Source organism: Desulfarculus baarsii DSM 2075, assembly GCF_000143965.1.
Taxonomy (GTDB): Bacteria; Desulfobacterota; Desulfarculia; order Desulfarculales; family Desulfarculaceae; genus Desulfarculus; species Desulfarculus baarsii.
This window is the reverse complement of the sequence record NC_014365.1, coordinates 1,764,683-1,786,339: the sequence shown is the minus strand read 5'-3', so window position 1 is coordinate 1,786,339 and position 21,657 is coordinate 1,764,683. Positions and strand designations below refer to the sequence as shown.

Genomic DNA, 21,657 nt, shown 5'->3' with positions numbered 1-21,657 from the left:
CCTCGCCTTCCCCGCCCCGGCGGCTCAATCCATGCCCAATTCGCGCTCTAGCTCGCCTATTTCGCGCTCGATCTCGCGGCGCTCGCTCTCCGAAAGCGTCGCGCCCTCCTCGTCGAGGCGGCGCTTGAGGGCCAACAGCCTGCGGCCGCCGCGATATTCTCCGCAGGTAATCGTCACTTGAATCACGTCATCCTCCGTGCGATGTCGCCGTTGTAGGGTCAAATCTATCACTTTCGATCCCGGCGGCCAACGCCCGGCGGTTGACATGGCCGCCGGCCATGAGCATTATCTCCACATCAGCCACGCACGGAGCGCCATATTCATGAACGACAACATCCTCGAACAGGCCTCGGCCGAAGCCATCCTCGACCACACCGGCGAAGGCATCTACGTCACCGACCTGGACTGCCGCATCGTTTTTTGGAACAAGCCGGCCGAGCGCATCACCGGCTGGAAAGCCTCCGAGGTGGTCGGCCGCCGCTGCCGTGACGACATCTTGGTGCACATCGACCGCCACGGCAACAGCCTGTGCATGCCCGGCCGCTGCCCCCTGCACAGGGCCATGGCCAGCGGCGAGCCGTGCGCGGCCAGCCTGGTCTTCGCCAATCACCGCGAAGGCCGGCGCATCCCCGTGGCCATCTCCGTTTCGCCGCTTTTTGGCAAGGATGGCCGTGTCATCGGCGGAGTGGAGGTCTTCAGGGACGAAAGCGAGCGCATGCGCCAACTGGAACAGGCCCGGCGCATCCAGCGTCACGCCCTCAGCGCCGAACTGCCCCGAAAAGGCGTGAGCGTTCACGCCCTTTACAAGCCCCAGGAAATGGTCGGCGGCGATTTCTATCAGGTCGAAGCCACGCCCGACGGCTACGCCCTGATACTGGCCGATTTCGCCGGCCACGGCCTGGGCGCGGCCCTCTACACCATGACCATGCGCACCCTCTGGCAGGAAAACAGCCGCCACCTGCAACACCCGGCCAAACTCATGAGCCGCATCAACCAGACCTTGGAAAAGCTCACCGTCGGCGACAGCTTCGCCACGGCCTTCGCCGCCCACGTCGAGCCAGTCAGCGGCCTGATGACCTATTCCTCGGCCGGGCACACCACGGCCATGCTGCGCGCGGTCGATGGCGGCGTCAGCCTGCTGGGGCCCACCGACCTGGCCTTGGGCATGCTGGCCGAAACACAGTTCATCCAGGAATCGCTGATCATCAAGCCCGGCGAACTGCTGCTGGTATACTCGGACGCGGCCCTGGAGACCGCCGACCTGGCCGGCCGCATGTTCGGTCAGGATCGCCTGGCGGGCATCCTGACCCAGGCCGACCCCGATCAACCCGACCAGCTATTGACCGACATCGAACAGGCCCTGCTGAACCACGCGCAATCACCCAATCTGGATGACGATCTGACCATGCTCACCGTGGCGCTGGCCCCCCGCGATTGAAAAACCCATCTGGCTCTAGGGCTTGATTTTCTGCCGCCCCTGGCGGCGGCGCGCGCAAAAATCTGTTGACGAAAGCTCGGCTGGCTGATATATCCGCAATCACTTCACGGGCTGCTAGCTCAACTGGCAGAGCAACGGACTCTTAATCCGTAGGTTGAAAGTTCGATCCTTTCGCAGCCCACCAGAATGTCCAAGGGGCTAGGCGTTACGTCTAGCCCCTTTCGCTTTGCAAAATGTCAAATCACCCCCCGCCACGCCCACGACAGCGATTATAGCCTGCCAGACGAAACGCAAAGCCGCATACTGCCTTGAAAACATGGGGCCAAAGCAGGACTAACGTAGGACTATCAAGGTCTTAGGGATTTTGGGGCCGGCCCGATCCGCGCAAAAATCGAAACGCAAAAAATCGGCCGTTCGGGCTGAATCTGTCAAACGAAACGCAAATTTTTGTCATGACTTTTTGGGCGATAAGGTTTTGATTTCTAACCAGTTGACCGCAGTCATGCAATAACTAAAGGTAACGCTATAGCCTGCCAGACGAAACGCAAAGCCGCATACTGCCTTGAAAACATGGGACCAAAGCAGGACTAACGTAGGACTATCACGGTCTTAGGGATTTTGGGGCCGGCCCGATCCGCGCAAAAATCGAAACGCAAAAAATCGGCCGTTCGGGCTGAATCTGTCAAACGAAACGCAAAAAAATTTATGCTTAGCTGACCGAAAAAGTCATTTAATAATGATTGGTTAGGTGCATTTTTGCGACGAGGACGCGTTATGGTTCCAGATGCAAACCTTAACACGAAGTTTAACAGAGCAATTACAGATAATTTAAAATAAAAACAAACAGTTAAGCGATATGGAATCGCGTGAAAGTCTAACAACGGCTAGCCTTGAGAATGTCAGCCAATGCCCAACCGTCACTCTAACTTGCGACACATCCAAACGACACGGCCAATCACCAACTTGCGGAGGTCAGCTGTCCAGGCTGGTTGAGGTGGGTATTGGTCGAAATTATCACTGATCACCAATAGGCCATCATCGACCTTGAATAAACGCTTAATGGCCGCCCCGCCCCATTGATCTCGTATTGCCCAAATATGTCTACGGTTACCGGATGGCCTCCAGTCGTCTCTGTCGATCACGACTGTCGCGCCATCGGGCACGGTTGGGCTCATGCTGTCACCGCAAACCTTTACGCTTACCAAATGTCGTTTATTTCCCAGCTCGGCTCTGCAGGCCAATACCACGGATTGCACATCCTCCCAGACTACTGAACCGAGGCCAGCCGCAATTTTGCCATCAACCAATGGGACAGCCAAATAGTCAGCAGCGGCTATGTCCTGCCCAGTTGCCAGATCATTTTCTAGGACATTGATAACCAGCTGCGGTTCATTGTCGCAAATATGACAAGAGGGATAGCCGACAAGGAGCTCTCGCAGGTCTACGGACGGAAACTTGAGGGCCAATCTATAGAGAAGTTCAGGGCTTGGTGGGCGCTCACCGTTTTCAATTCGGGATAACGTGCTTTGGCCAATGGCAAGTAACTCTGCAAAATCTTTCTGATTATATCCAAAGCTCTCCCTGGCGGCCTTGACGCGGTCGCCAATTTCAGGCGGGAGAGGCAGCATCTTGCTTGGCATATGACAAAACGCAATTTCTCTTGACATTGTTTATGCCAAAAGGCATATTTGGTGTGCAATAGTTTTGCATGGATGGACACACGTATGCTCAGCACCGACGACATTTGGGCGGAACTCAAACGCCGGCGGATCACGGCCAAGGCCATCGCGGCCAATCTCGGTGTGTCCACATCCACGGTCACGCGCACGATCAACGGCGACACCCGGACGCCGAGCCCGAGCATCATTGCCGAGGTGAGCCGCCTGATCGGGGTTGGCCCCGAATTTCTGCGCCCAGGCCGCTCTCCCGAGCAAAAGCCTATCAAGACCTTACCCGCTTGCGCAATGTCTAATCCAAGTTCAGATCGGACAAAAAGCGCGGTTTCGCCTGACACAACCCCCGCAAATTGTGGCCGAAAAGCGGCGCAAGGTCAACAAAAGCCCGCCGAGTTGACAGCCAAGCCCAGCGGGAGGGCCGCCTGATGTCCAACCCGGCCAGCCAAATGGACCTGTTCGGCCCCAGCGTGGACATCGTGCCCAGGCTCAAAGCGGCCATGGTCCACGGCCTGGCCGAGAGCCGGCTCAGCCGGGAGCAGGTCGTCGAGCGCATGAACCGACTGCTGGCCGAGGCCGGCGTCAACGTGGCCATCACCAAGGCCAGCCTGGACAAGTGGGTGAGCCTGAGTAGCCCCGGCCACTTGATCCCGCTACGGCTTTTGCCGGCCTTTTGCCAGGTGGTGGAGACCACCGCGCCGCTGGCGGTTCTGGCCGCGCCCTTGGGGGCTGTGATCGCCGGGCCCAGGGAACAGCGGCTCATGGAACTGGGCCGGGCCCAGCTTTTGGCCAAACAAGCGCGCAAGACACGGCAACGCGCCCTCCTGGAACTGGAGGAAATGCCGTGAGTGTCTTGTTCACCGCCCAGCAATTAGCCAACGTTTTAACCGTTTCAGTAATGACCATCTCTCGACGCGCCAATAACGAATCTTGGCCGTTCAGCAAGCGGCCGGGACGTGGTGGCGGCAAGCTATTTGCCGCGGCTGATTTGCCCGCCGACGTTCGGGCGGCGATCACGGCCCACGAGGCCCAGAATGCGGTGGCGACCAGACCCAGCCCCTCGGCGGGCCAGGCGATCCCGGCCAGGGCCCACGAGATCGGCCTGGCCAAGCTGGAACTGCACGGGGCCTGGCGGGTTCATCGTCTGAGCGCCCAGGCTAAAACCACGGCCGACGCGGCGTTTCTGGCGGCCTACAACAGCGGCCAAAGCCACCCGGCGGTGTTCAAGATTCTGGGCCGGGTGACCAAGCACCAGCTTTATCGCTGGGACCGGGCGCTCAAGGAGGCCGGCGGCGACTACCGGGCGCTGTGCGACCATCGCGGCTGGGCCCAGGCCCAGGGCGCGCAGGGGCGCATCAGCCCGGAAGCCCAGGAAATCCTGACCAAAATCTACTTGCAGCCCCAGCGGCCTTCGGTGGCCCTGGCCTTCCGGGCCATGTGCGCCGTGCTTGCCGAGCGCGGCCTGCCGCTGCCCACCGAGAGCACCACCCGCCGTTTCATCCAGCGCTACAGCCGCGAAAACCACGACCTGGTGGTGCTGATGCGCGAGGGCGAAAAGGCCCTGGCCGACAAGGTGGGGCCCTACATCACCCGCGACGCCGGCCAACTGGCCGTGGGCGACGTGCTGGTGGCCGACGGTCATCGCCTGAATTTCGACTGCATCCACCCGTTCACCGGCAAGCCGGCCCGCATGTGCCTGATTTTATGGCTGGACTGGGCCTCGCGCATGCCGGTGGGCTGGGAGATCATGCCCGAGGAAAACACCACGGCCATCAGCGCGGCCCTGTTCATGGCCATCAAGAATCTGGGCCAGACGCCCAAGGTGGTTTACCTCGATAATGGCCGGGCCTTTCGGGCCAAGTTTTTCAGCAGCGCCGTGGACGACGAACTGCCCATGCAGACGCGGGGATTGTACCAGCGCCTGGGCATCGCCGTGCAATACAGCCGGCCCTACCAGGCGCGGACAAAGATCGTCGAGCGGTTTTTCGGCACGTTCGACGCCCAGTGCGCGCGGCTGTTGCCCAGCTATCGCGGGGCGAACGTGGCCGACAAGCCGGCCTACCTGGCCCGCAACGAGAAGTTTCACCGCGCCCGCCACAACGACGCCGTGCCGACCATCGCCCAGGCCACCGAGATTATCCAGACCTATTTTGGCTGGTATGGCCAACAACCCCACGAGGGCCTGGATGGCCGAACGCCGTTGGAGGTTTTCGCGGCCGGACGCGGGCCGGGCGTGGACATGGACGCCCTGGCCTGGGATTTCCTGTGGCGCAAGGAGGTGCGGCCCAGCCGCTGCCGGGTGCGCCTGGCCAACGTGGAGTACGAGTCCGACGCGCTCTATGGCCTGAACGAGCCGGTCTTGGCCATGTACGCCTGGGCCGACATGAGCCAAATCTGGCTGTTCAACCGACGCGGCCAGGCCCTGGGCCAGGCCCGACCGGTAGCGGCCCTGCATCCGGTGGCCCGCCATCTGGGCGGCGAGATCGATCTGGAGAAGATCCAGCAGGCCAACAAGCGCCAGGCCAAGCTGAAAAAGGACACCATGCGCCTGGCCCGCGAGGCCGGCGTCTCCGACGAGGCCTTGGGCGTGTTCCCCCACGTGGCCCTGGCCCGCGAGATGGTCCCCCTCGGCGATGCGCCGCCGGAGCGGCCCGCGCCCGCGCCGGGGCCGGTGGAGCTGAGCGCCGAGGAGCGCCGGCAGATCGAGGCGGCCCAGCGCCAATTCGAGGCCCGCCGCCGCCTGGCCCCGGCCTATGCCCGGCCCGAGCACGCCACGCCCCTGGACCGCTACGGCTATCTGTTTGATCTGAAAGTCTTCCAACACATCGACCTCGTGGCCGAGGACCAAGAGTTCATGGCCGCCTACGAGGCCAGCGACGAATACAAGATCACCGGCCGGCGTTTTGCCCAACTGCGGCGGCTGGCCCAGGTCGAGGCCGAGACGGCGAGCCTGGCGGCTCGGCGCGGCTAAAGAAAGGAGCGTGGCGTGAAAAAAGGCGTTTTCGTGGAGACCAGCAACGTGACCCGCTTTCGGGCGGCGGTGGCCCAGGCCCGCGACTTTGAACGCGGCCGGCCGGGCATGTTGATGGCCTGGGGCGAGGCCGGGCGCGGCAAGACCATCTGCGCCATGAACGCCTTTGCCGAGGGCGGCGGGGTGTATCTGCGGGCCTGGGAGGGCTGGAGCCAGAGCGCCTTTTTGCAGGCGCTGTGCTTCGAGATCACGGGCCTGCGGCCGCGCGGCTCCAATCGCAGCAAGGTCGCCATCATCCAGGCCCTGGACCCGGAGCCACGGGCCATCTACATCGACGAGGCCGACCGCCTGGCCCTGGGCCGGCTGGAGGATCTGCGCGACATCCACGACGAGACCGGCTGCCCGGTGGTCTTGATCGGCGAGGAGGGTCTGGCGGCCAAGCTCTCGGCCCGCCGGCGCATCGACGACCGCATCCCGGCCGAGTTTCGCATCCGCTTCGAGCCGGTGACCTGCCAGGACATCAGCCTCTACGCCATGGAGGCGGCCGATCTGCGCCTGACGCCCGAGGCCAGCAAGTTCGTCCACGGGCTGACGCGCGGCAATTTCCGCCGCGTGCATAACGCCATGCTCAGCCTGGAACAGATGGCCCGGGCCGCCGAGGTCGACATCATCGACCAGGCCATGGCCCGCCGCCTGGGGGGCAAGTGATGGCCACGCCCGAATCGGACAAGCTGCGCCGGGCGCTCCTGGCCCTGTGTCCGGACGACAAAACGATCGTCTGCCACCAGCAGCTCTACGAGGCCCTGGGCCTGGAGGACGAGCCGGCCAAGGCCCGTCTGCGCAGCCGCATCAAGGACTTGATCCGGCGCGGCGAGCTGCGGCGCATCAAGGGCCGCGACGGTTGCTACACCTACCACCGCGAGGCCATGCCCAAGCGCGCGGGCGAGGGCTTTGGCCGCATGTGGCGGGCCATCCGCGCGGCCAAGCCGGGCTGGACCTGGCAAGACATCGCCCAGATCACCAGGGTGGATTACACCATGGTGCGGCGCTACGCCGTGTGGCTGGCCGATGAGGGCTTCATCGCCCAGGCCGGCCGGCGGGGCAACACCCGCCTGTGGCGCTCCACCGGCCGGGCCCAGGAACAGCGCGTGGCCCCGTTGCCGCCGATCCGGCCCAAGGATCCTTTTGAGGCCGAGCGCGGCGCGGCCTGCCGGCTGGTGCGCCTGATGATGGAGGCCGACCCGAACCAGCCGCATGTCAGAACAAAAATCGTGAAAGAACTTGGCATATTAGCCGGCCGCTTCGCCGAGGCGGCAAAGGAGGATGAAAGCCATGGAGACCATGATCAGCCATAAGATCAGAAGCCACGCCGTGGAGCTGCGGGCCATCGTGGACCGGGTGATGAGCGCCGAGGACGTGGAGCGGGCCATCCGCTCGATCAACGCCATCATCGCCGAAAGCGAGCGGGTGGAGGGCCTGGAGGGCGCGGTGCTCAAGCCGGAGGCCCGCTGATGGCCCGCATGAAGCCCAAGGCCGTGGTCGTCGCCAGCCTGGAGCAGGCCACGGGCGCGCTGGAGGAGCTCTGCGTCATCCGCCGGTCCGTTACGGCCATCACCGACCAGATGAACGCCGACATCGACCAGGCCAAGGCCCAGGCCGCCGGGCTGGCCGAACCGCTGTTGGCCCGGCAAAAGGCGTTGGAAACGGCGCTGATGACCTTTGGCCAGCTCAGCCGGGCCGAGCTTTTCGCCAAGCGCAAAAGCCTGGAGACGCCCTTTGGCGCGATCGGCTTTCGCAAGAGCACCAGGCTGGTGACCCTGGCCAAGGTCAAACTCTCGGACGTGCTGGAAAAGCTCAAGCAATTCGCCTTTGTGGAGGCGGTCAAGGTCAGGGAGTCGGTGGACAAGGAGGCCATGCGCGACTGGCCCGACGAGCGTCTGGAGCTGGTGGGCATGGAGCGCAAGAGCGCCGACGAGTTTTTTATCGAGCTCAAGGCCGAAGACCTTGGGCGGAAAGGATAGGACCATGAACAAGAAGGATTTGATCGCGGCGGTGGCTGGAAAGCTGGGCTATGGGCCCTGCGCGCCGGTGACCGGCCGGGTGGTGGAGGCGGCCTTCGAGGCCATGGCCGAGGCGCTGGGGCGCGGCGAGCAGGTGCGCATCAACGGCTTTGGCGTCTGGCGGGTGCGCGGCCGCAAGGCCCGCGAGGGCCGCAACCCGCGCACGGGCGAAAGCATCCAGATTCCGGCCGCCAGCGGCGTGATCTTCCGGCCGGCCGACGCGCTCAAAGGCCGCGTCAACCACTGACGGCGAAACCGGCTCCACGCGGGCCGGTCGGGCGGAGATGGCTTCCCGCCCCTGACGAGCCAAGCCAAACAGGAAAGGAGCGGACATGAAAAAAGAACAGGCCATGACCATTCTGGGCGCGGGGGTTCAGCGCGCTCTTAAAGAGCTTTACGGCGGGAACGTGACCTTTTCCCTGATTATTTTTTCCTCCGACGGGACGGCCGACCACGTCACCAACGGCAAGGATGACGGCGATGACGTCATCGCCGCCCTGCGGGCAGTGGCCGACGACCTGGAGGCAATAAACTCCATGCCGCCCGTCATCGGCCAGGCGTAGGCGCGTCATGGACCGAAACGCCATGCTGGCCAAGATTCACATTGGCCGCAAAACCATGGGTTGGGACGAGGACGCCTACCGCGATGTGTTGCGCGGCCGCTACGGCGTGGACAGCGCCGCCAAGCTAAAGCCGGCCGATCTGGCCGACATGTGCGCCTATCTGGCCGGCCAGGGCGTGAGCTTCAAACCAGCCGCCAAGGCCAAGGAAAAGGCCCGCTGGTACGCCATCCCCGACCGCACGCCCCACTGCCAGCAGAAGCGCTACATCGCCGCCCTCTGGCGGGCCCTGGGCTGGAAGGCCTCGGGCCTGGACACGCGCTGCAAAAAGCAGTTCGGCGTGGACAAGTTCCTGTGGCTGCACGACCAGGACAAGCTGCAGATCCTGGCCAAGGACTTGCACAACCGCTGCAAAAAACGCGGCATCGACCCCACGCCGTGCTGACCGAACCCGAAAAGCTCCTGGCGGCCATCAACCAGCGTTTCGGCACGGTCCACGCCTTTTGCGCCGCCAACCCCGAGCTCAACCGCACCACGGTCTACGCCGTTTTGCGTGGGCGCTACAAGGGCAACGCCGGCCGCCAACTGGGCCGCATCCGCGCCGCGCTGATGGCCGCGCCGGCCGACGGGGCCGCCGATCTGCCTGGCCTGGTCGAACTGGAGGAAGTCATCCGCGAGGCGGCCTGCGCCCGCTGCCCGGTCACCCGCGCCGGCATCTGCAAGCGCTGCGCGCCGCTGCACCTGCAGCAGGCCCAGGCCGTGCTGGCCTTTCTGGAGCGCCGCCGTGAAAGGTGACGTGCTCGACGAACTCAGCGCGGTCATCGGCGCGGATGCGGCCCTGCGCCTGTGCCGGGCCTTTGGCGGCGTTAGCCACTACATCCCCCAGAACCCGGCCACGCCCAACGCCATGGCCCGCCTGCTGGACGACCAGGCCGCCTGGGCCAAGGTCTGCGCCTACTACGGCGGCGCGGCCATCACCCTGCCCCGGGGCGACAATCTGCTCAAGCGCCGCCGCGTGGACGAACTTTTGCGCGCCGGGGCCGCAAGCCACCGCGTCATCGCCATGCAAACCGGGGCCACCGAACGCTATGTGCGCGCCCGCGCCAAGGCCATGCGCAGGGAGCGGGCGCGGGCCCTGCCGCTGTTTGACAGAACATTACGCTAATTAATATGATTCCATTAGCTCACCCTGAAAACCTTCATCACCTCATCGCCAAGGTGGTTGATCACCTTCACTGCTATGCGGCCGGTTTTGGGCTTCTCAAAAGGTCGGGAAACATCACTATACAATGTCTCCCAAGCTTCCTCGTTGACCTCGGCCTTGAGTGTGGTCTTCAGCGCCTTGTACGGGTCGCCAGCGCCCAGGAAATAGGCGTGACGCACAAAGAAGCTCTCTTCGTTGTAGTCGGTATCGATGAACCAGCAGGCGATGCCATCGGTGTCGTCGCTTTGTACTTCGCCGGTGCTCGGCTTGAACACGTCCACGCCGTTGATCCTCACCTGAACCTGATCGTCATCCACGTCAAGGATGTCGATGTCCGGCTCGCCAAAGATCACAAACAAGTTGCCCTTGCCGGTGTTTTTCAAGTCGGTGGCCATGTGCAGTTCGGCGTTCATGCGGGCCTGGAGCACGGGCAAACGGCCCATCTTGTTGAAATCGGCCGATGGCGCATCATAGTTGAAGGCACAGGCGATAAGCACATCAAAGCCTGCCTCGCCTGCTTCGCGGGCGGCGGCTACCAAGTCCTCTCTGCATACCGTGCCGAATTCCGGGCCGATGAAAATCGCCGCGCGCTTTCCGGTTCCGGCCTCGTCGCCTCCCTCGTAATATCGGCCTTCAGCGCAGATATAATCTCCAGGCCATGGCACGAGGGTGCGGAAGTCGATCTTGTCGTCCTTATGAGACTGCTGCACGCCTGCGGTCTTCAGGTTGGCCAAGATCATCTTGACGAAGTCGGCTTCGTCGGCGCTCTGGTCTTTGATGCTATCCTGCGGGTCTATTAATTCGTCAAATTCATCAACGCCCATAACCCGGTGTGGCGAAACGCTTTCCACGGTGAACGGCCCGGAGACGCGCACTGTTTTTTTGTCTTCGTAAGGCTTGTCATAGAGATACTCAAAGTCAGCTTTGGCGGCGATGGATGCATCAATCTCTTTTTGCCGGGCGATGCGCAGCTCCCACCAGCGCGCGTGCAGATCCTTGGCCTCGGCGGGCCATTTGGCCTCGGCATCGCGGGGAATCTCCCATTCTTCCCACGCCTTGCCGGCCGCCTGGTTCAGCGCCGCGCGCAAGGGCTCCAGTTGTTCCTGGAAACGCTCCCATATCACGTCGATCTCGGCGTTGTTGGCGATGGATTTCAGCGTGATGTGGGGCACCCGCTCGTAGACAAACCCGTGGCGGATGTTGCCGTGGGTTGGTGCCGAGGAAGGCGCGCCCTGAGTGACCTCGGCCACTTTTTGCTGGCCTTCGGGGCTGTCGGCCAGGATGTAATAAGGATAGCGCGCGCCCATGATCCGCGCCCGGGCCAGGGCCAGGGCCACACGCGAGGTGTCTATGGTGATCCAGCGGCGGCCCCATTGCTCGGCCACGTAGGCCGTGGTGCCGCTGCCGCAGGTGGGGTCCAAAACAAGGTCACCGGGATCGGTGGCCATGAGGATGCAGCGCTGAATTACCTTTATATTTGTCTGGACAACATAAACTTTTGCGGCACCGATAGTACCTCCGGTGTCATCCCAAGAACTATTAAGAGGGAAATACGGTGATTCGTCAAAATACCGGACGAGGCCAATCGATTTTCCTACACCAATAAGCCTTGATGCACGTGCGGCACGTCGTAAACCAGTAATAGTGGTGCTCCAACCTCTCGTTCCAGAAGGGCGATAGCTCTCCCCTTCCAACTCAAAGGAAAAACCCATTGCAGAATTTTCCCCGGCTTCTCGCCCTTGCCGCTGTGACGTTGCGTCCCCCATTCTCGCAATTCGAACTCCAGGGCTATTTAGCATTCCTCCCTTTTTTAAAAAATCATTTAACCCGAAACGTTTTCCGTTATATTCAACTAGTTGCCATGGTCCTGGCTCTTCGTGGTTAAAAATGCGAGGGACAAAGCAACGACGAAAGGTCATCTCCCTTCGACTTTTTGCATACCAGTGTACGTAGTTCTTTGGATTAGAGATATATTCGGAAGTGGATCCTGATGTCGTATGATAAGCGATTTCTCCAATAAAATTTTCGTCCCCAAAAACCTCATCCATCAGCGCCCGCACGCGATGCACGTTTTGGTCGCCAATCTGCACAAAAATCGAGCCTGATTCGGCCAGCAAATCCCTGGCTGCGGTGAGCCTGTCGCGCAGGTAGGTGAGGTATGAATGAATGCCGTCGCGCCAGGTGTCGCGGAAAGCCTTCACCTGCTCGGGCTCGCGGGTGATGTGCTCGGCCTTGCCGTCTGTGACGGTACGGCTGGTGGTGGACCACTGGAAGTTGGAATTGAACTTGATGCCGTAGGGCGGGTCGAGGTAGATGCACTGCACCTGGCCCCGCAGGCCCTCGCGCTCGGCCAAGGAGGCCATAACCTGCAGGCTGTCGCCCAGGATCAGCCGGTTGCTCCACTTGCCGTCGTGCTGGTAAAAATCGGTTTTGTCGGCCCCTTCGGGAATGCCATTAAAATCGGCGAAAAGGTCCAGCTGGGGCTCGGCCGGCTCCGAGGCCTTGCTCAGGCGCATCAGGTCGTCCACCAGGGCCTTGGGCTGCACCTTTTCCTGGATATAGAGCGGCGGGGCCTGCACAACAAGGTCGGACCAGTCCTGCTCATCCTTGCCCCGCCAGACCAACTGCGGGTCCAGATCGCGGTTGCGGCGCTCCATGGCCACCCGCACGGGGCTCTTGTCCTTGTCGTGCATCACCGCCTGGTATTCCACGGTGGGGATGTTTTTGCGCGTGGCTTCCTCGTGCTTGAGCGTTTCCACGGACTTGGGAGTTGCAGCTTTTCTTTTGGCCATATTGCTAACCTCAGGCCGCTTGCTGGGCGGTGAAGGAATCGATCAGTTTCCGGAAATCGGACTCCAGCTTGAAAATTTCGGTGAATTCCGCAAAGGCCCAGCGGCCGTATGATCCCAGGTTGTTCACGCCCGGCACCCAATATGTCTCCATGGTGGATTTCTTTTCTTTGGTGTCTTCGCCGCGATAGCCTTTGATCTCCACCACCAGATTCAGCGGGTCGGGCCTGCCGTCATCGATGATGACGATGAAGTCCGGCCGGTAGATGCGGTTTTCAGCGCCAAAGCGATATGGCACGTCAAAGCCCAGGTTGTGGTTCTTTACGTAAGCTTTCACTTGTGGGTGCCCCTCGACCACGCGGCAAAACTGGCCTTCCCAGGAGCTATCGAGGACGACCCAGTTGATATGGCAATGGTTCGGAGATGTTTGCCAGCGCTCTGTCTTGGACGTTCGGAAATTGACATGTCGGGTGGAGCCTGTGGGGTTGTACGGGTCCAGAATGGCCTTTACGGGCCGGTCTCCCACCAAGAGCGGGTCCATGATGCCCTTGGTGATACGCTCACAGGCCGTGTCCTTCAAGTCGTGATAGCGAAGCATGCCCGGATAGGTGCCGTCTGCGCATACCAGGCACTCGTCCATCCACTGTTTGGCGATGCGCTTGAGCTGGCCGAAAAGGTAGAGCTTGGGCTCCTCGTCCGAATCGCGCCACTTGTTGAGCACCAGGTGCGAGGCCAGCTCATAGGCGATGGTCGACGGGCGGACCTTTTCAAGGTCTTCCAGGGTCAGGTTCACGCTTTCGCCGATAATGCCCGAGTTTTCGGTGATGGATGGGCCAACCAGGTCCTGGTTCAGCTCAAGAATGGAGTCTTTGTTGAATTTCGCCGTCAGCCGCTCTTCGGGCAACTCAGTTCGATAACCCATCACGCGAGGGAAGGTTATCTCCAAATGATCGCGGTCGGGCCGCACGGCCTTCACCTGCACGGTCTCGCGTGGTTTCTGCGGCGGGGCCACCACGGGCTTGGCCGTGAAATCGAACGGCACCCCCAATACGTCGGCGTATTCCACGTTGAACCGGCCATCTTCGTTTACGTCGTAGGACTGGCGGCGCAGGGCCCGGCCGATGACCTGCTCGCACAAAAGCTGGGTGCCGAAGGCGCGCACGCCGAGGACGTGGGTCACGTTGCTGGCATCCCATCCTTCGGTGAGCATCGAAACCGAAACCACGCAACGTATCGATGCGCCGAGGGTGCCCTCCTTGCCCACGGTATTCATTACTTCCCGCAGCAGTTCCTGGTCGCTCAGATTGTCGGCCCCGTTACGGTTGCCGGTTCGTTCAATGATCTCGCGGCGAAAGCGTTCTATTTCGTCTTTGAACGTCTCACGAAAATCATCCTTCAGGGCCTCGCCCGATTCCAGTTGCTCACTGTCTATAAGCAAAGTGCGCGGTTTTGGCAGCGGGTTACCGCTTTCGTCAAAGTTGCGGAACAATTTCAACTGGCCGTTTTGAATAGTAAACGAGCCATCTTTGTTTTGACGCTGGAATCCGGAGATGAAGTCATAGACCAACTTGGATGAAGCCGTATTGCTGCAAACGACAATGAAGCACGGCGGCGAAGCGATGCCGGCTTCTTGCCAGAGATTGAATGTCCTTTCGTAATGGCCGTAAAGGGCCTGGAGGGCGTTTTGCAGCATCGGCGGGATCTTTAAAGGGTCGAGGCTCTTGGATTTGCTGCGGTTTTTCTTGGGCATGTCCTTGCCGATGTGGGCCCATAGGTTGCGCAGCCTGGGCATGTCTTCGCCGGGGACGTCGTCGGCCACGGGCACGCGCGGCAATTTGACGATGCCGCACTCGATAGCATCCATCAGCGAAAAATCGTTCATGGTCCAGGGGAACAGCGTGCCTTCGGCATAGCCGGAGCCCCGCAGGAAAAATGGCGTGGCCGAAAGGTCGAAGACTCTGTTCAGGCCCAGCTTACGGCCAACCATTTCCAGCCCCGAAATCCAGACCCGCGCGGCCTCATTGTTGCTCTTGGCCTCATCTTTGTCTTCGCCTTTAAGGTCTTCGATTTCGGCTGAACCTGGCCTTTCGCGATAGCAGTGATGAGCTTCGTCGTTGATGACCATGATATTTTTCATGCCCATCAGGTCGGGCATGACCCGCTGGATCATCTGACCTTCGGTTTCAAGCGTGCTGATTGCTGGTCCACGCCCTTGGAGAAGTGAGCGGCCGCCCTTGGAAATATCCATCCGCTCCCGCAGCATAAGAGCGTGGTAGTTGGTGATGACGATTTTGGCCCGCTCAAGGTCGACGAGCATGTCGCCGGGGATCAACTCACGGTTGCGGTAATAGTTGTCTGGGTCGTTGGGCTGCAGCACGCGCAGGCGGTCCTTGATGGTTATACCGGGCGTGACCACCAAAAAACCGCGTGTGAACTTTTTGCTGCCAGGGGTGCGCACCGCATTAACAGTTTGCCAGGCGATAATCATGGCCATGACCGTGGTTTTGCCAGCGCCCGTGGCCAGCTTCAGGGCCAAGCGCATCAAACCAGGGTTGGCGTCATTATTGGCGTTGGCCAGGTAATCAAGGAACCTCTTACCCGCTTTGCCCATCTTGGGGGCGACCTCCGTCAGCCAGATAGCCGTTTCGACCGCTTCGACCTGGCAAAAAAACGGGCGGATGTCGCTGAAATGGTGGTGCCGCCAATAACTGAGCAGGCGAGCAGTCTCTGGAGTTACCAGCCAATCGTTGGGATTAGGCATTTCCCGCCACTGGTCAACTTGCCTACGAAGCTCATTGATTATCGGGGTCGGGTCATATTGTTGCTGTTGGTCCGAGAGACCCTTGCCCTCGTCCAACGGCAACATCTTTTGCGTTGCCAGACCCCTGACTTTTTTGGGTTTGGGAATCGGTGTGATGTATTCTGCTCTTCGACGTGACTCGATCACATGCCCGGTGGGTTGACCTTCGTCAAGCTCCCAATGTTTCAGGGGATATTCATAAGGAGAGTTTAAGATAGGCCGTACAAAAAACTCATTAGCCATAATGTTGATGATCCCCCGCACTTGCCCAGAAGCTGGTGGCTTTTGATCTAACAGCAATTAGACTTCAAAAAGCACCGAATTGAGTTGCCCAGGGCAATGTACCCCGAAAATGCTGAGGGCCTCAAGGTTGTAAGAACGAAACATGGCTAAAACTGTGGTGGTTTGGCAAGTACGTCAGGATTGATGGGCCATGCATCGAAGCACGGCCCCTTGACTTTTGTCCTACTTTCAACGAAATATAGGTTATAAGGTGCTTGGCTGTCCTCGATGGGGAGGGTCCGTAGGCCAGCGCCTCCACCCGAGCGCCCATCCGCTCGGGCTGGGTTTTTCTAGGGCCGCTGGCAGCCACCCCCCGCCCTTTCTCATCTTGCCTCTTGACAATCAGATTGTGGCATACAATCATTTAAGTATACGGCGTACCCTGAGCCCTCGCGCCGGCGAGGCTCGCAGCAAGGGTGCCGTGGACCTTGAGGGCCGGCGACCTCAGGGCTCTCTGTACAGCAACACGCCGGCGCGCTGATCTTCCAGGTAACGAAGGATGTATTCATCCCGCGTTGCCTGGTTTTTTTTGTTTGCGCCCGGGGTGAAAATAGCTGTTCCGCGCCACTGACGACCATCAATCAGATCGAAGACGGCGAACCCGCCGATTTTTCCGTCCGCTCCAGCGAACAGCCGCAGCAGAGATATCTTTTCGCGGATGCGCCCCGTTGGCGCGCCTTTGGCGTCGAGGGCCCTGATTGTTTGCCACCAAATTTCGTAAGGGCTGAGTATGGTGCGGGCCAAAATCCGCATGTAGGGCGCGCGGCCGCCTTTGCCTACCTTCAGCGTGCGGCTGAGTTTGTCGACGAAAAGCGCCTTGCTGATGACCACGGGCAGGCCGCCGGGCAATTCATGCACCACCGAGCCGTCGAGGTCATCCAGGCCAAATTCTCTTAAAAACGCGCGCACATAGTCTTCATCGGCCAGGCCGGCGGGCATGATGTCGGCCTCGTCCAGCGTGAGGACGTGCCGGCGCTCGATGCCGGCCAGGGGCGGCTTACAGGGGGCATCGGCAAAGAGGCCCCGGCCCTCGCGGCAGAGCGTCCGGGTGGCCAGGGTGATGATCGGCGCGGCGGTTTGGGCCGGGGCCAGGCCGTGCAGCCAGTCGTGGCACACGTTGCCGGCCCAGCCGGGCTCGGGGACCAGGGGCCGGGCGGGCAGCCTGTTGCCGCTGGCGGGGTCAAAGGGCTCGACCAGGCGCGGGGTGCTGGTTTGTGCTTCCAGGCCGCGCCGGTCCATCTGCCGCTGGCTGAGCGTTTGCACGGTGCAGCGGCATTGAAAGCCGTTGGGCGGATACCAGGTGGCCCAAAAATCGTGATCGTGGCGGAAAACCAGGCCGTGCAGGGCCAGGTGGGTGGGCCGCGTGCGGCGGTCCTTGATGGCCAGGTAGCGCCAAAAGGGCCGGCTGTCGGCGGTCGCCTTCATCTGGGCGTGGCGGCCGGCCTGGTAGGCGCTTTGCAGATTGGTGCGGTAGATGTTTTCCACGCGCCAGGCGGCCCTGCCGGTCCAGCCTTTTTGCTCGAAAAGCGGGGCCAGGCGTTTTTTGAAGGCGGCCAGGGTCTCGCCGTTTTCCAGGGCCTCTTGCAGGGCCGCGTGCACGGCGGCGATCTGGTCGCGGCGCGACAGGCCACTGACCGCAAAGGCCCGGGCCTTGGCCTGCTGGGTCAGATCGGCAAACTCGGCCGGGGTGACTTGGGCCTTGGCTTTCCAAAACTCCAGGGCCTGGGCGGGCGCAAGCGGCGCGGCCTCAAGCGGCATCGGGCTCGTCGCGCACGGCGGCGCGGCCCATCAGGGCGGCGGCCGTCAGCAGATCGGCCAGCAGGTCTTCCTGCTGGCGCATGTCGGCGTCTTGGCCCAGGTGCTCGGCCAGCAAAAGGGCAATCTCGTCAAAGGATTGGGCCTTGTTCAGCAGGGCGACCAGGCGCTCGATGAATTTTGCGTTTCGTTTGACGGATTCGGGCAGGATGGCCGCGACCAGGGCGTCCAGGGCGTCCTGGTGATCGGGCCCTGGCTCGGCGAACGCGGCCTCGTCGCCATCGGCCGCGGCCTCTTTTTCGCCGTCCAGGATGAATTCGTCGGGCTGCAGGCCAAAGCGCCGCTCGATGTGGGCGCGGGTGAAGCGCACGCCCACGCCGTGGAGCTTGGCGTCCAGATCGGCCTGGGCCCCGTAGTCCTCGGGCTCGTTGAAGCCAAAGACCGGGGCCTCGGCGGCGGGCGCGTTGATCTCGCGGTACAAGAGCGCCAGTTCGTTCATGGCGCTTTCTATAATGTATTGGTCGGCCTCGGCCATGTCCTCGGCCACGCCGTAGTGGGTCTCGGAGGCGGCGCGGGAGCCCTGGCCGTCCATCTCGCTGGTGAGGGTCTGGCCCATGATCACCTTGAAGATGGCCTTGTCCCAGCGCTTGAGGTAGGCCTCGAACTGATCGCCGGCCCGGCCCTTGCTTTCGACCAAATCCACCGCCGCGTCGGCCGGGATCACGGCCACGGCGTCCTGGACCATGGCGGCCAGGTCGCCGGCCATGGCGCGTTTGGCGTCCAGGTTCGCGCCGCGCGGGGCCCGGCCCAAGACCCAGGGCTGGCCGTACTTGTCCAAAAAGCGGGTGTAGAACTTCACGCCGCCGCGCTTGAAGGCCACGGGCCACAGGCAGCGGCTGAGCAGGCGCAGGCCGTAGGGGTTTTGGTAGGTGGGAAAGTGCCGCACCACGATGAACTTGCCCCAGGGCAGGGGTTTTAAGTCCAGGCCGGTCTTGGACCTCAGGCACGGGCGGCGGTCTTTGTCCCAGGCGAACCACTGGCGGGGCTTGGGGATGATGTTTTTCAGGCGCATGCGCCCGCCGTCGGCGGCCCAGATCAGTTCGCAGATGGTGTGGCCATAAAACGGCGCATCGAGAATCTCGGCGAAGACGTCGCGCAGGCCGATGGTCTCCAGGTCTTTGGTCAGGGCCTCGCAGAGCGCCGTGGCCTGGGGCGTGGCCTCCTTGCCGGGCAGCACGCCGGGCCGAAAATCATAGTCGCGGCGGCACAAGACACGCAGCTTGCGGTTCTGGATGGCAGTCATCACCTGGTCATCGGCGGTGAGGTCTTCCAGGATTTTGGCGTCGTCGCCGCGCTTGCGCAGGACCGGGTCGGGGTCGGGCAGATAGGCCAGCATGGAGCCCAAGTCCTCGCCCACGGCGGCGGCGGTGGCCATCTCGGCGGTCAACGAGCGGTGATCGACTTGGGCGAACTCGATCCAATCCCCGTTTGGGGCCCAAATGCCGGGCATGTCAATACCCCTTGGTCAGGCGTTGGAGATAGTCGCGGGCCACGGTGGCGGTCTGCCAGGGCTCGGCCGGGTCGGCGGCGGCGTGCAGGGCCAGCATGTGGGCCCAGAATTCGTCGGCGTGGCCGGCCTCGCTGCGGTCCGCGTCAAAGCGCGGATTGCCGGCGGCGGTGGCGATCTTGCGCACGGCGTGGTGGCTGTCGCGGATGGCGCGGGCCTCGGGGATGCGCAGGCGGCCGTCCTCGAAAAGCTGCTTGCCGGTGGTGGCCAGGGCCTGTTTGGCCTGGGCGGTGAAGATCACGCCCTCGACCAGGTGGCCGCCGTGGCGGGTTTTGGCGTCCTCCACGGGTTTTTCGCCGATGCCGGTCTGGTCCAGGCAGGCGCGGGCCACCTTGTAGCGCGCCAGCACGCCGTCCAGGGCGGCGTCTTGCCGGGCGAAGCTGGCGTTTTTCAGGCTGATCACCTCGCGGGTCCAAAACACGTCGCCCACCTGCTCCACGACCCAGATCACGCTTAAGTCGCGGCGGCGGCCGATGTCCATGCCCACGAAGGCCGGGCCGCCGGCGTAGAGTTCTGGCCGGCCGGCGTCGGGGTGCTGGGCCTTGGCGATCAGTTCCCAGGTCAGCCAGGCCGTGGCCTCGTCCACCGGCTGGCACATGTATTCCTGCTGATAGGTTTCTTCGTCGCCGGCGATGTCGCGGCAATCGGCCAGAAAGGCGGCCACCTCCTCGGGCGTGGCCGGCCGGCCCATGACGCGGTCCACCAGGCCCTGGGCCACGGCGTCCTCGATGGTCACGGTGTGCAAGGCCCATTTGTTGCCGCGCCTGGCGTCGGCCACCATGCGGGCGTAGCGGTTGCCCTTGCCGTTGTAGGTGCTGATCACCCGGGCCGGATAGCCCCAGGTGATGATCGGCGCGGCGGCCTTCCACAGGGCCTCGGGGTCTTGGTGAAAGGCGAATTCATCCAGCACCAGCTTGCCGCCCTTGCTGCGAAAAGCGGCGGGGTTGGAGCTCAGGCCGTGGATGCGCTTGCCGCTGGCGAACTCGATCACCAGGGCCTTGACGTCGCCGTCGCCGTCCAAGGCCACCTCGCCCAAGTCCTGGGCGGCCACGTTCAGCAGCCGGGCCCACTGGCCGCAGTAGCGGATGTATTCCTTGGCCGCCGATTCGTCGGCGCTGGAAAACCACACGTCCAGGGCCCCGTCGGCCCGGCAGGCGTCGCGCACGTCCTCGTAGGCCTGCACGTAGGTGAAGCCGATGCGCCGCGATTTTTCGGCGATCTTCAGGCGCGAGTCGTCGGCCAGCCACTTTTGCTGATAGGGCAGAAAGTAGCCCATCTACAGCCCCAGGATTTCGCGCTGGATGCGCTGGATGCTTTCCGGCGAGAGGCCCTTGCCTTGGGCCTCGCCCTTGGTCTTGGGCTCCATTTGGCCGATCAACTCCATGGCGTCCTTGATGGCCTTGACGGCCTTCAGGTCGACTTCTTCTGGGCTTGAGAGCAGGCGGGCCAGCTTCAGCTCGATGGCCTCCTTGAGGGCGGCGGCGGCCTCGGCGGCGTTGTTGATGGCCCGGCGTGGGGCGGCCGTGGCCTCCGGGGCGGCCTTGCCCTCGCGCTGGGCCTGGGCCTGTTTGAGGGCCAGTTCCTCCAGCTTGGCCACGGCAAAGCCCACCGCCGGGTTACGCTCCTCGATGAGTTCCTTGAGCATGGCCGAGCGGGCCAGGACGGTGTCGGCGCGGATATCGGCCATGGCCCGGGCCAGTTCGGCGCGCTTGGCCGGCCAGCCGTATTGCGCGCCCCAGCGCTTGAGGGTGCTGACGGCCACGCCCAGTTCCTCGGCCACCTGGGCGTAGGTCAGCCGGGCCACGCAGTAGAGCTCCTGGGCCCGCCACACGGCCTCGGGCGGATATTCGCGGCCGTCGAGTTCGATCACGCCCATGCCGTCTCGCCGGGCCGGGGCCGCTTGACGCCGGGGGCATGGGCCCGGCCCTTGGCCACGTCCTGGCCCCGGCGGGTCAGGGTGGCCACCCGGCACTGGGCCGGCCCGCCCAGGCCGATCAGGCCTTGTTCGGCCAGCCAGGCCAGTTGCGTGGCCAGGCGGTCTTGGCTGGGGGCGAAGCCGAAGCGCTCGACCAGGTCCAGCAGCAGGGACTCGTTGAGGGCGTAGTCGGGCTGATCGTCCAGACAGCGCAGGATGGTCAGGCGCAGGTGTTCGGCGATGAGTTGGTCGTAGCCGGGCATCAGCGGCCCCCGCCCAGCAGGTGGTCTTCGTGGCGGTTGACCATGCGTTCAACGCGCTCGACGATCTCGCGCACGGCCTTGATGTCGCCGGCCAGCTCCTTGATGGCCACGCCGCTGGGCCGGTCGTCGACGCATTTTTTCAGGCCGGCGTGATCGAATTCCAGCCGGACCAGGCGTTGGCCGAAATCGGCCTGATCCCTGCGGATGCCGCGCACGTACCACAGGGCCCAGCCCACGGCCGGGGCCGCCAGGTATTGCACGACCTGTGCGGCGTATTTCAAGGCCTCCACGGCCAGTTCCAGGACTTGTTTCTCCACGTTTCCTCCCAAAAGCGATCTGGCCAGCGGCGACCGGCGCATCGCCCCGCGCACGGTCGCGGC

Annotated in this window: 23 protein-coding genes, 1 tRNA gene and 1 other RNA gene; 15 read left to right on the top strand and 10 right to left on the bottom strand. The window is 62.7% G+C overall.

Annotated features, from left to right (window positions below):
- Window positions 1-24 precede the first annotated feature (24 nt).
- A complete protein-coding gene (locus tag DEBA_RS18355; protein ID WP_013258434.1) occupies window positions 25-186 on the bottom strand; it encodes a hypothetical protein in 162 nt (53 codons plus the stop codon).
- Window positions 187-322: 136 nt separating this feature from the next.
- Between DEBA_RS18355 and DEBA_RS16995 the strand changes: the two genes are divergently transcribed.
- Both DEBA_RS16995 and DEBA_RS08065 read left to right on the top strand, forming a co-directional pair.
- The gene (locus DEBA_RS16995; RefSeq protein WP_013258433.1) at window positions 323-1,438 is read left to right on the top strand and encodes a SpoIIE family protein phosphatase; all 1,116 of its coding nucleotides are present in this window, start codon (window positions 323-325) and stop codon (window positions 1,436-1,438) included.
- Between the two features lie 108 nt (window positions 1,439-1,546).
- Window positions 1,547-1,622, top strand: a tRNA-Lys gene (locus tag DEBA_RS08065).
- Between the two features lie 733 nt (window positions 1,623-2,355).
- Here DEBA_RS08065 and DEBA_RS17710 read toward each other — a convergent pair.
- Window positions 2,356-3,078 (bottom strand): XRE family transcriptional regulator, encoded by a 723-nt coding sequence (locus DEBA_RS17710; RefSeq protein ID WP_187288614.1) that lies wholly within the window; start codon window positions 3,076-3,078, stop codon window positions 2,356-2,358.
- A gap of 84 nt (window positions 3,079-3,162) precedes the next feature.
- On the opposite strand from DEBA_RS17710, the gene DEBA_RS17705 reads away from it, so the two are divergent.
- The 13 genes from DEBA_RS17705 (at window position 3,163) to DEBA_RS08005 (ending at window position 9,867) form a co-directional block, all read left to right on the top strand.
- Window positions 3,163-3,540 carry a helix-turn-helix domain-containing protein gene (locus DEBA_RS17705; protein ID WP_187288612.1) on the top strand — a complete coding sequence of 126 codons (378 nt, stop codon included), beginning with the start codon at window positions 3,163-3,165 and terminating at the stop codon, window positions 3,538-3,540.
- Window positions 3,540-3,959: a hypothetical protein gene (locus DEBA_RS08050; RefSeq protein ID WP_013258431.1), complete on the top strand. Its 420-nt coding sequence runs from the start codon at window positions 3,540-3,542 to the stop codon at window positions 3,957-3,959. Before DEBA_RS17705 ends, DEBA_RS08050 begins: the two co-directional genes overlap by 1 nt.
- A 140-nt stretch (window positions 3,960-4,099) precedes the next feature.
- Window positions 4,100-6,082, top strand: a complete 1,983-nt coding sequence (locus DEBA_RS08045) for a DDE-type integrase/transposase/recombinase (protein WP_222832051.1) — start codon at window positions 4,100-4,102, stop codon at window positions 6,080-6,082.
- A gap of 15 nt (window positions 6,083-6,097) precedes the next feature.
- Entirely contained in the window at window positions 6,098-6,790 is a 693-nt protein-coding gene (locus DEBA_RS08040) for an AAA family ATPase (protein WP_013258429.1), read from the top strand.
- Entirely contained in the window at window positions 6,790-7,437 is a 648-nt protein-coding gene (locus DEBA_RS08035; RefSeq protein WP_013258428.1) for a hypothetical protein, read from the top strand. Before DEBA_RS08040 ends, DEBA_RS08035 begins: the two co-directional genes overlap by 1 nt.
- On the top strand, window positions 7,415-7,594 hold the full coding sequence (locus DEBA_RS18105; protein ID WP_013258427.1) for a hypothetical protein: 180 nt from the start codon (window positions 7,415-7,417) through the stop codon (window positions 7,592-7,594). Before DEBA_RS08035 ends, DEBA_RS18105 begins: the two co-directional genes overlap by 23 nt.
- Window positions 7,594-8,103, top strand: coding sequence for a host-nuclease inhibitor Gam family protein (locus tag DEBA_RS08030; RefSeq protein WP_013258426.1), 510 nt, complete (start codon window positions 7,594-7,596; stop codon window positions 8,101-8,103). Before DEBA_RS18105 ends, DEBA_RS08030 begins: the two co-directional genes overlap by 1 nt.
- Before the next feature lie 4 nt (window positions 8,104-8,107).
- Window positions 8,108-8,389 (top strand): HU family DNA-binding protein, encoded by a 282-nt coding sequence (locus DEBA_RS08025; RefSeq protein WP_013258425.1) that lies wholly within the window; start codon window positions 8,108-8,110, stop codon window positions 8,387-8,389.
- An RNA gene (locus tag DEBA_RS17700) (hammerhead ribozyme type II) lies at window positions 8,390-8,459 on the top strand. It begins immediately after the preceding gene.
- A gap of 15 nt (window positions 8,460-8,474) precedes the next feature.
- Entirely contained in the window at window positions 8,475-8,705 is a 231-nt protein-coding gene (locus DEBA_RS08020; protein ID WP_013258424.1) for a hypothetical protein, read from the top strand.
- A 7-nt stretch (window positions 8,706-8,712) separates the two neighbouring features.
- On the top strand, window positions 8,713-9,147 hold the full coding sequence (locus tag DEBA_RS08015; RefSeq protein WP_013258423.1) for a regulatory protein GemA: 435 nt from the start codon (window positions 8,713-8,715) through the stop codon (window positions 9,145-9,147).
- On the top strand, window positions 9,141-9,497 hold the full coding sequence (locus DEBA_RS08010; RefSeq protein WP_013258422.1) for a helix-turn-helix domain-containing protein: 357 nt from the start codon (window positions 9,141-9,143) through the stop codon (window positions 9,495-9,497). The genes DEBA_RS08015 and DEBA_RS08010 overlap by 7 nt, the downstream gene beginning before the upstream one ends.
- Entirely contained in the window at window positions 9,487-9,867 is a 381-nt protein-coding gene (locus DEBA_RS08005) for a hypothetical protein (protein WP_013258421.1), read from the top strand. The genes DEBA_RS08010 and DEBA_RS08005 overlap by 11 nt, the downstream gene beginning before the upstream one ends.
- 14 nt (window positions 9,868-9,881) lie before the next feature.
- Here DEBA_RS08005 and DEBA_RS08000 read toward each other — a convergent pair whose 3' ends face one another.
- The 8 genes from DEBA_RS08000 to DEBA_RS07965 all read right to left on the bottom strand — a co-directional run bounded on the left by DEBA_RS08000 (window position 9,882) and on the right by DEBA_RS07965 (window position 21,594).
- On the bottom strand, window positions 9,882-12,698 hold the full coding sequence (locus DEBA_RS08000) for a site-specific DNA-methyltransferase (RefSeq protein WP_013258420.1): 2,817 nt from the start codon (window positions 12,696-12,698) through the stop codon (window positions 9,882-9,884).
- Window positions 12,699-12,708: 10 nt separating this feature from the next.
- On the bottom strand, window positions 12,709-15,738 hold the full coding sequence (locus tag DEBA_RS07995) for a BPTD_3080 family restriction endonuclease (protein WP_013258419.1): 3,030 nt from the start codon (window positions 15,736-15,738) through the stop codon (window positions 12,709-12,711).
- Between the two features lie 483 nt (window positions 15,739-16,221).
- Window positions 16,222-17,535 (bottom strand): phage minor head protein, encoded by a 1,314-nt coding sequence (locus DEBA_RS07990; protein ID WP_013258418.1) that lies wholly within the window; start codon window positions 17,533-17,535, stop codon window positions 16,222-16,224.
- The gene (locus DEBA_RS07985; RefSeq protein WP_013258417.1) at window positions 17,525-19,042 is read right to left on the bottom strand and encodes a DUF935 domain-containing protein; all 1,518 of its coding nucleotides are present in this window, start codon (window positions 19,040-19,042) and stop codon (window positions 17,525-17,527) included. The genes DEBA_RS07990 and DEBA_RS07985 overlap by 11 nt, the downstream gene beginning before the upstream one ends.
- Before the next feature lies 1 nt (window position 19,043).
- Window positions 19,044-20,375 (bottom strand): phage terminase large subunit family protein, encoded by a 1,332-nt coding sequence (locus DEBA_RS07980; RefSeq protein WP_013258416.1) that lies wholly within the window; start codon window positions 20,373-20,375, stop codon window positions 19,044-19,046.
- On the bottom strand, window positions 20,376-20,975 hold the full coding sequence (locus DEBA_RS07975) for a hypothetical protein (RefSeq protein ID WP_013258415.1): 600 nt from the start codon (window positions 20,973-20,975) through the stop codon (window positions 20,376-20,378). It lies immediately after the preceding gene.
- Window positions 20,966-21,277, bottom strand: coding sequence for a VpaChn25_0724 family phage protein (locus DEBA_RS07970; RefSeq protein WP_013258414.1), 312 nt, complete (start codon window positions 21,275-21,277; stop codon window positions 20,966-20,968). Before DEBA_RS07970 ends, DEBA_RS07975 begins: the two co-directional genes overlap by 10 nt.
- Complete coding sequence (locus DEBA_RS07965; RefSeq protein ID WP_013258413.1) at window positions 21,277-21,594, bottom strand: hypothetical protein; 318 nt, start codon at window positions 21,592-21,594, stop codon at window positions 21,277-21,279. The genes DEBA_RS07970 and DEBA_RS07965 overlap by 1 nt, the downstream gene beginning before the upstream one ends.
- Between the last annotated feature and the right edge of the window lie 63 nt (window positions 21,595-21,657).

Coding starts and splice junctions, on each gene's coding strand:
- DEBA_RS16995 (WP_013258433.1), top strand. CDS start 323: ATGAACGACAACATCCTCGAACAGGCCTCGGCCGAAGCCATCCTCGAC.
- DEBA_RS17710 (WP_187288614.1), bottom strand. CDS start 3,078: ATGCCAAGCAAGATGCTGCCTCTCCCGCCTGAAATTGGCGACCGCGTC.
- DEBA_RS17705 (WP_187288612.1), top strand. CDS start 3,163: ATGCTCAGCACCGACGACATTTGGGCGGAACTCAAACGCCGGCGGATC.
- DEBA_RS08050 (WP_013258431.1), top strand. CDS start 3,540: ATGTCCAACCCGGCCAGCCAAATGGACCTGTTCGGCCCCAGCGTGGAC.
- DEBA_RS08035 (WP_013258428.1), top strand. CDS start 6,790: ATGGCCACGCCCGAATCGGACAAGCTGCGCCGGGCGCTCCTGGCCCTG.
- DEBA_RS18105 (WP_013258427.1), top strand. CDS start 7,415: ATGGAGACCATGATCAGCCATAAGATCAGAAGCCACGCCGTGGAGCTG.
- DEBA_RS08030 (WP_013258426.1), top strand. CDS start 7,594: ATGGCCCGCATGAAGCCCAAGGCCGTGGTCGTCGCCAGCCTGGAGCAG.
- DEBA_RS08025 (WP_013258425.1), top strand. CDS start 8,108: ATGAACAAGAAGGATTTGATCGCGGCGGTGGCTGGAAAGCTGGGCTAT.
- DEBA_RS08020 (WP_013258424.1), top strand. CDS start 8,475: ATGAAAAAAGAACAGGCCATGACCATTCTGGGCGCGGGGGTTCAGCGC.
- DEBA_RS08015 (WP_013258423.1), top strand. CDS start 8,713: ATGGACCGAAACGCCATGCTGGCCAAGATTCACATTGGCCGCAAAACC.
- DEBA_RS08000 (WP_013258420.1), bottom strand. CDS start 12,698: ATGGCCAAAAGAAAAGCTGCAACTCCCAAGTCCGTGGAAACGCTCAAG.
- DEBA_RS07995 (WP_013258419.1), bottom strand. CDS start 15,738: ATGGCTAATGAGTTTTTTGTACGGCCTATCTTAAACTCTCCTTATGAA.
- DEBA_RS07990 (WP_013258418.1), bottom strand. CDS start 17,535: ATGCCGCTTGAGGCCGCGCCGCTTGCGCCCGCCCAGGCCCTGGAGTTT.
- DEBA_RS07985 (WP_013258417.1), bottom strand. CDS start 19,042: ATGCCCGGCATTTGGGCCCCAAACGGGGATTGGATCGAGTTCGCCCAA.
- DEBA_RS07980 (WP_013258416.1), bottom strand. CDS start 20,375: ATGGGCTACTTTCTGCCCTATCAGCAAAAGTGGCTGGCCGACGACTCG.
- DEBA_RS07975 (WP_013258415.1), bottom strand. CDS start 20,975: ATGGGCGTGATCGAACTCGACGGCCGCGAATATCCGCCCGAGGCCGTG.
- DEBA_RS07970 (WP_013258414.1), bottom strand. CDS start 21,277: ATGCCCGGCTACGACCAACTCATCGCCGAACACCTGCGCCTGACCATC.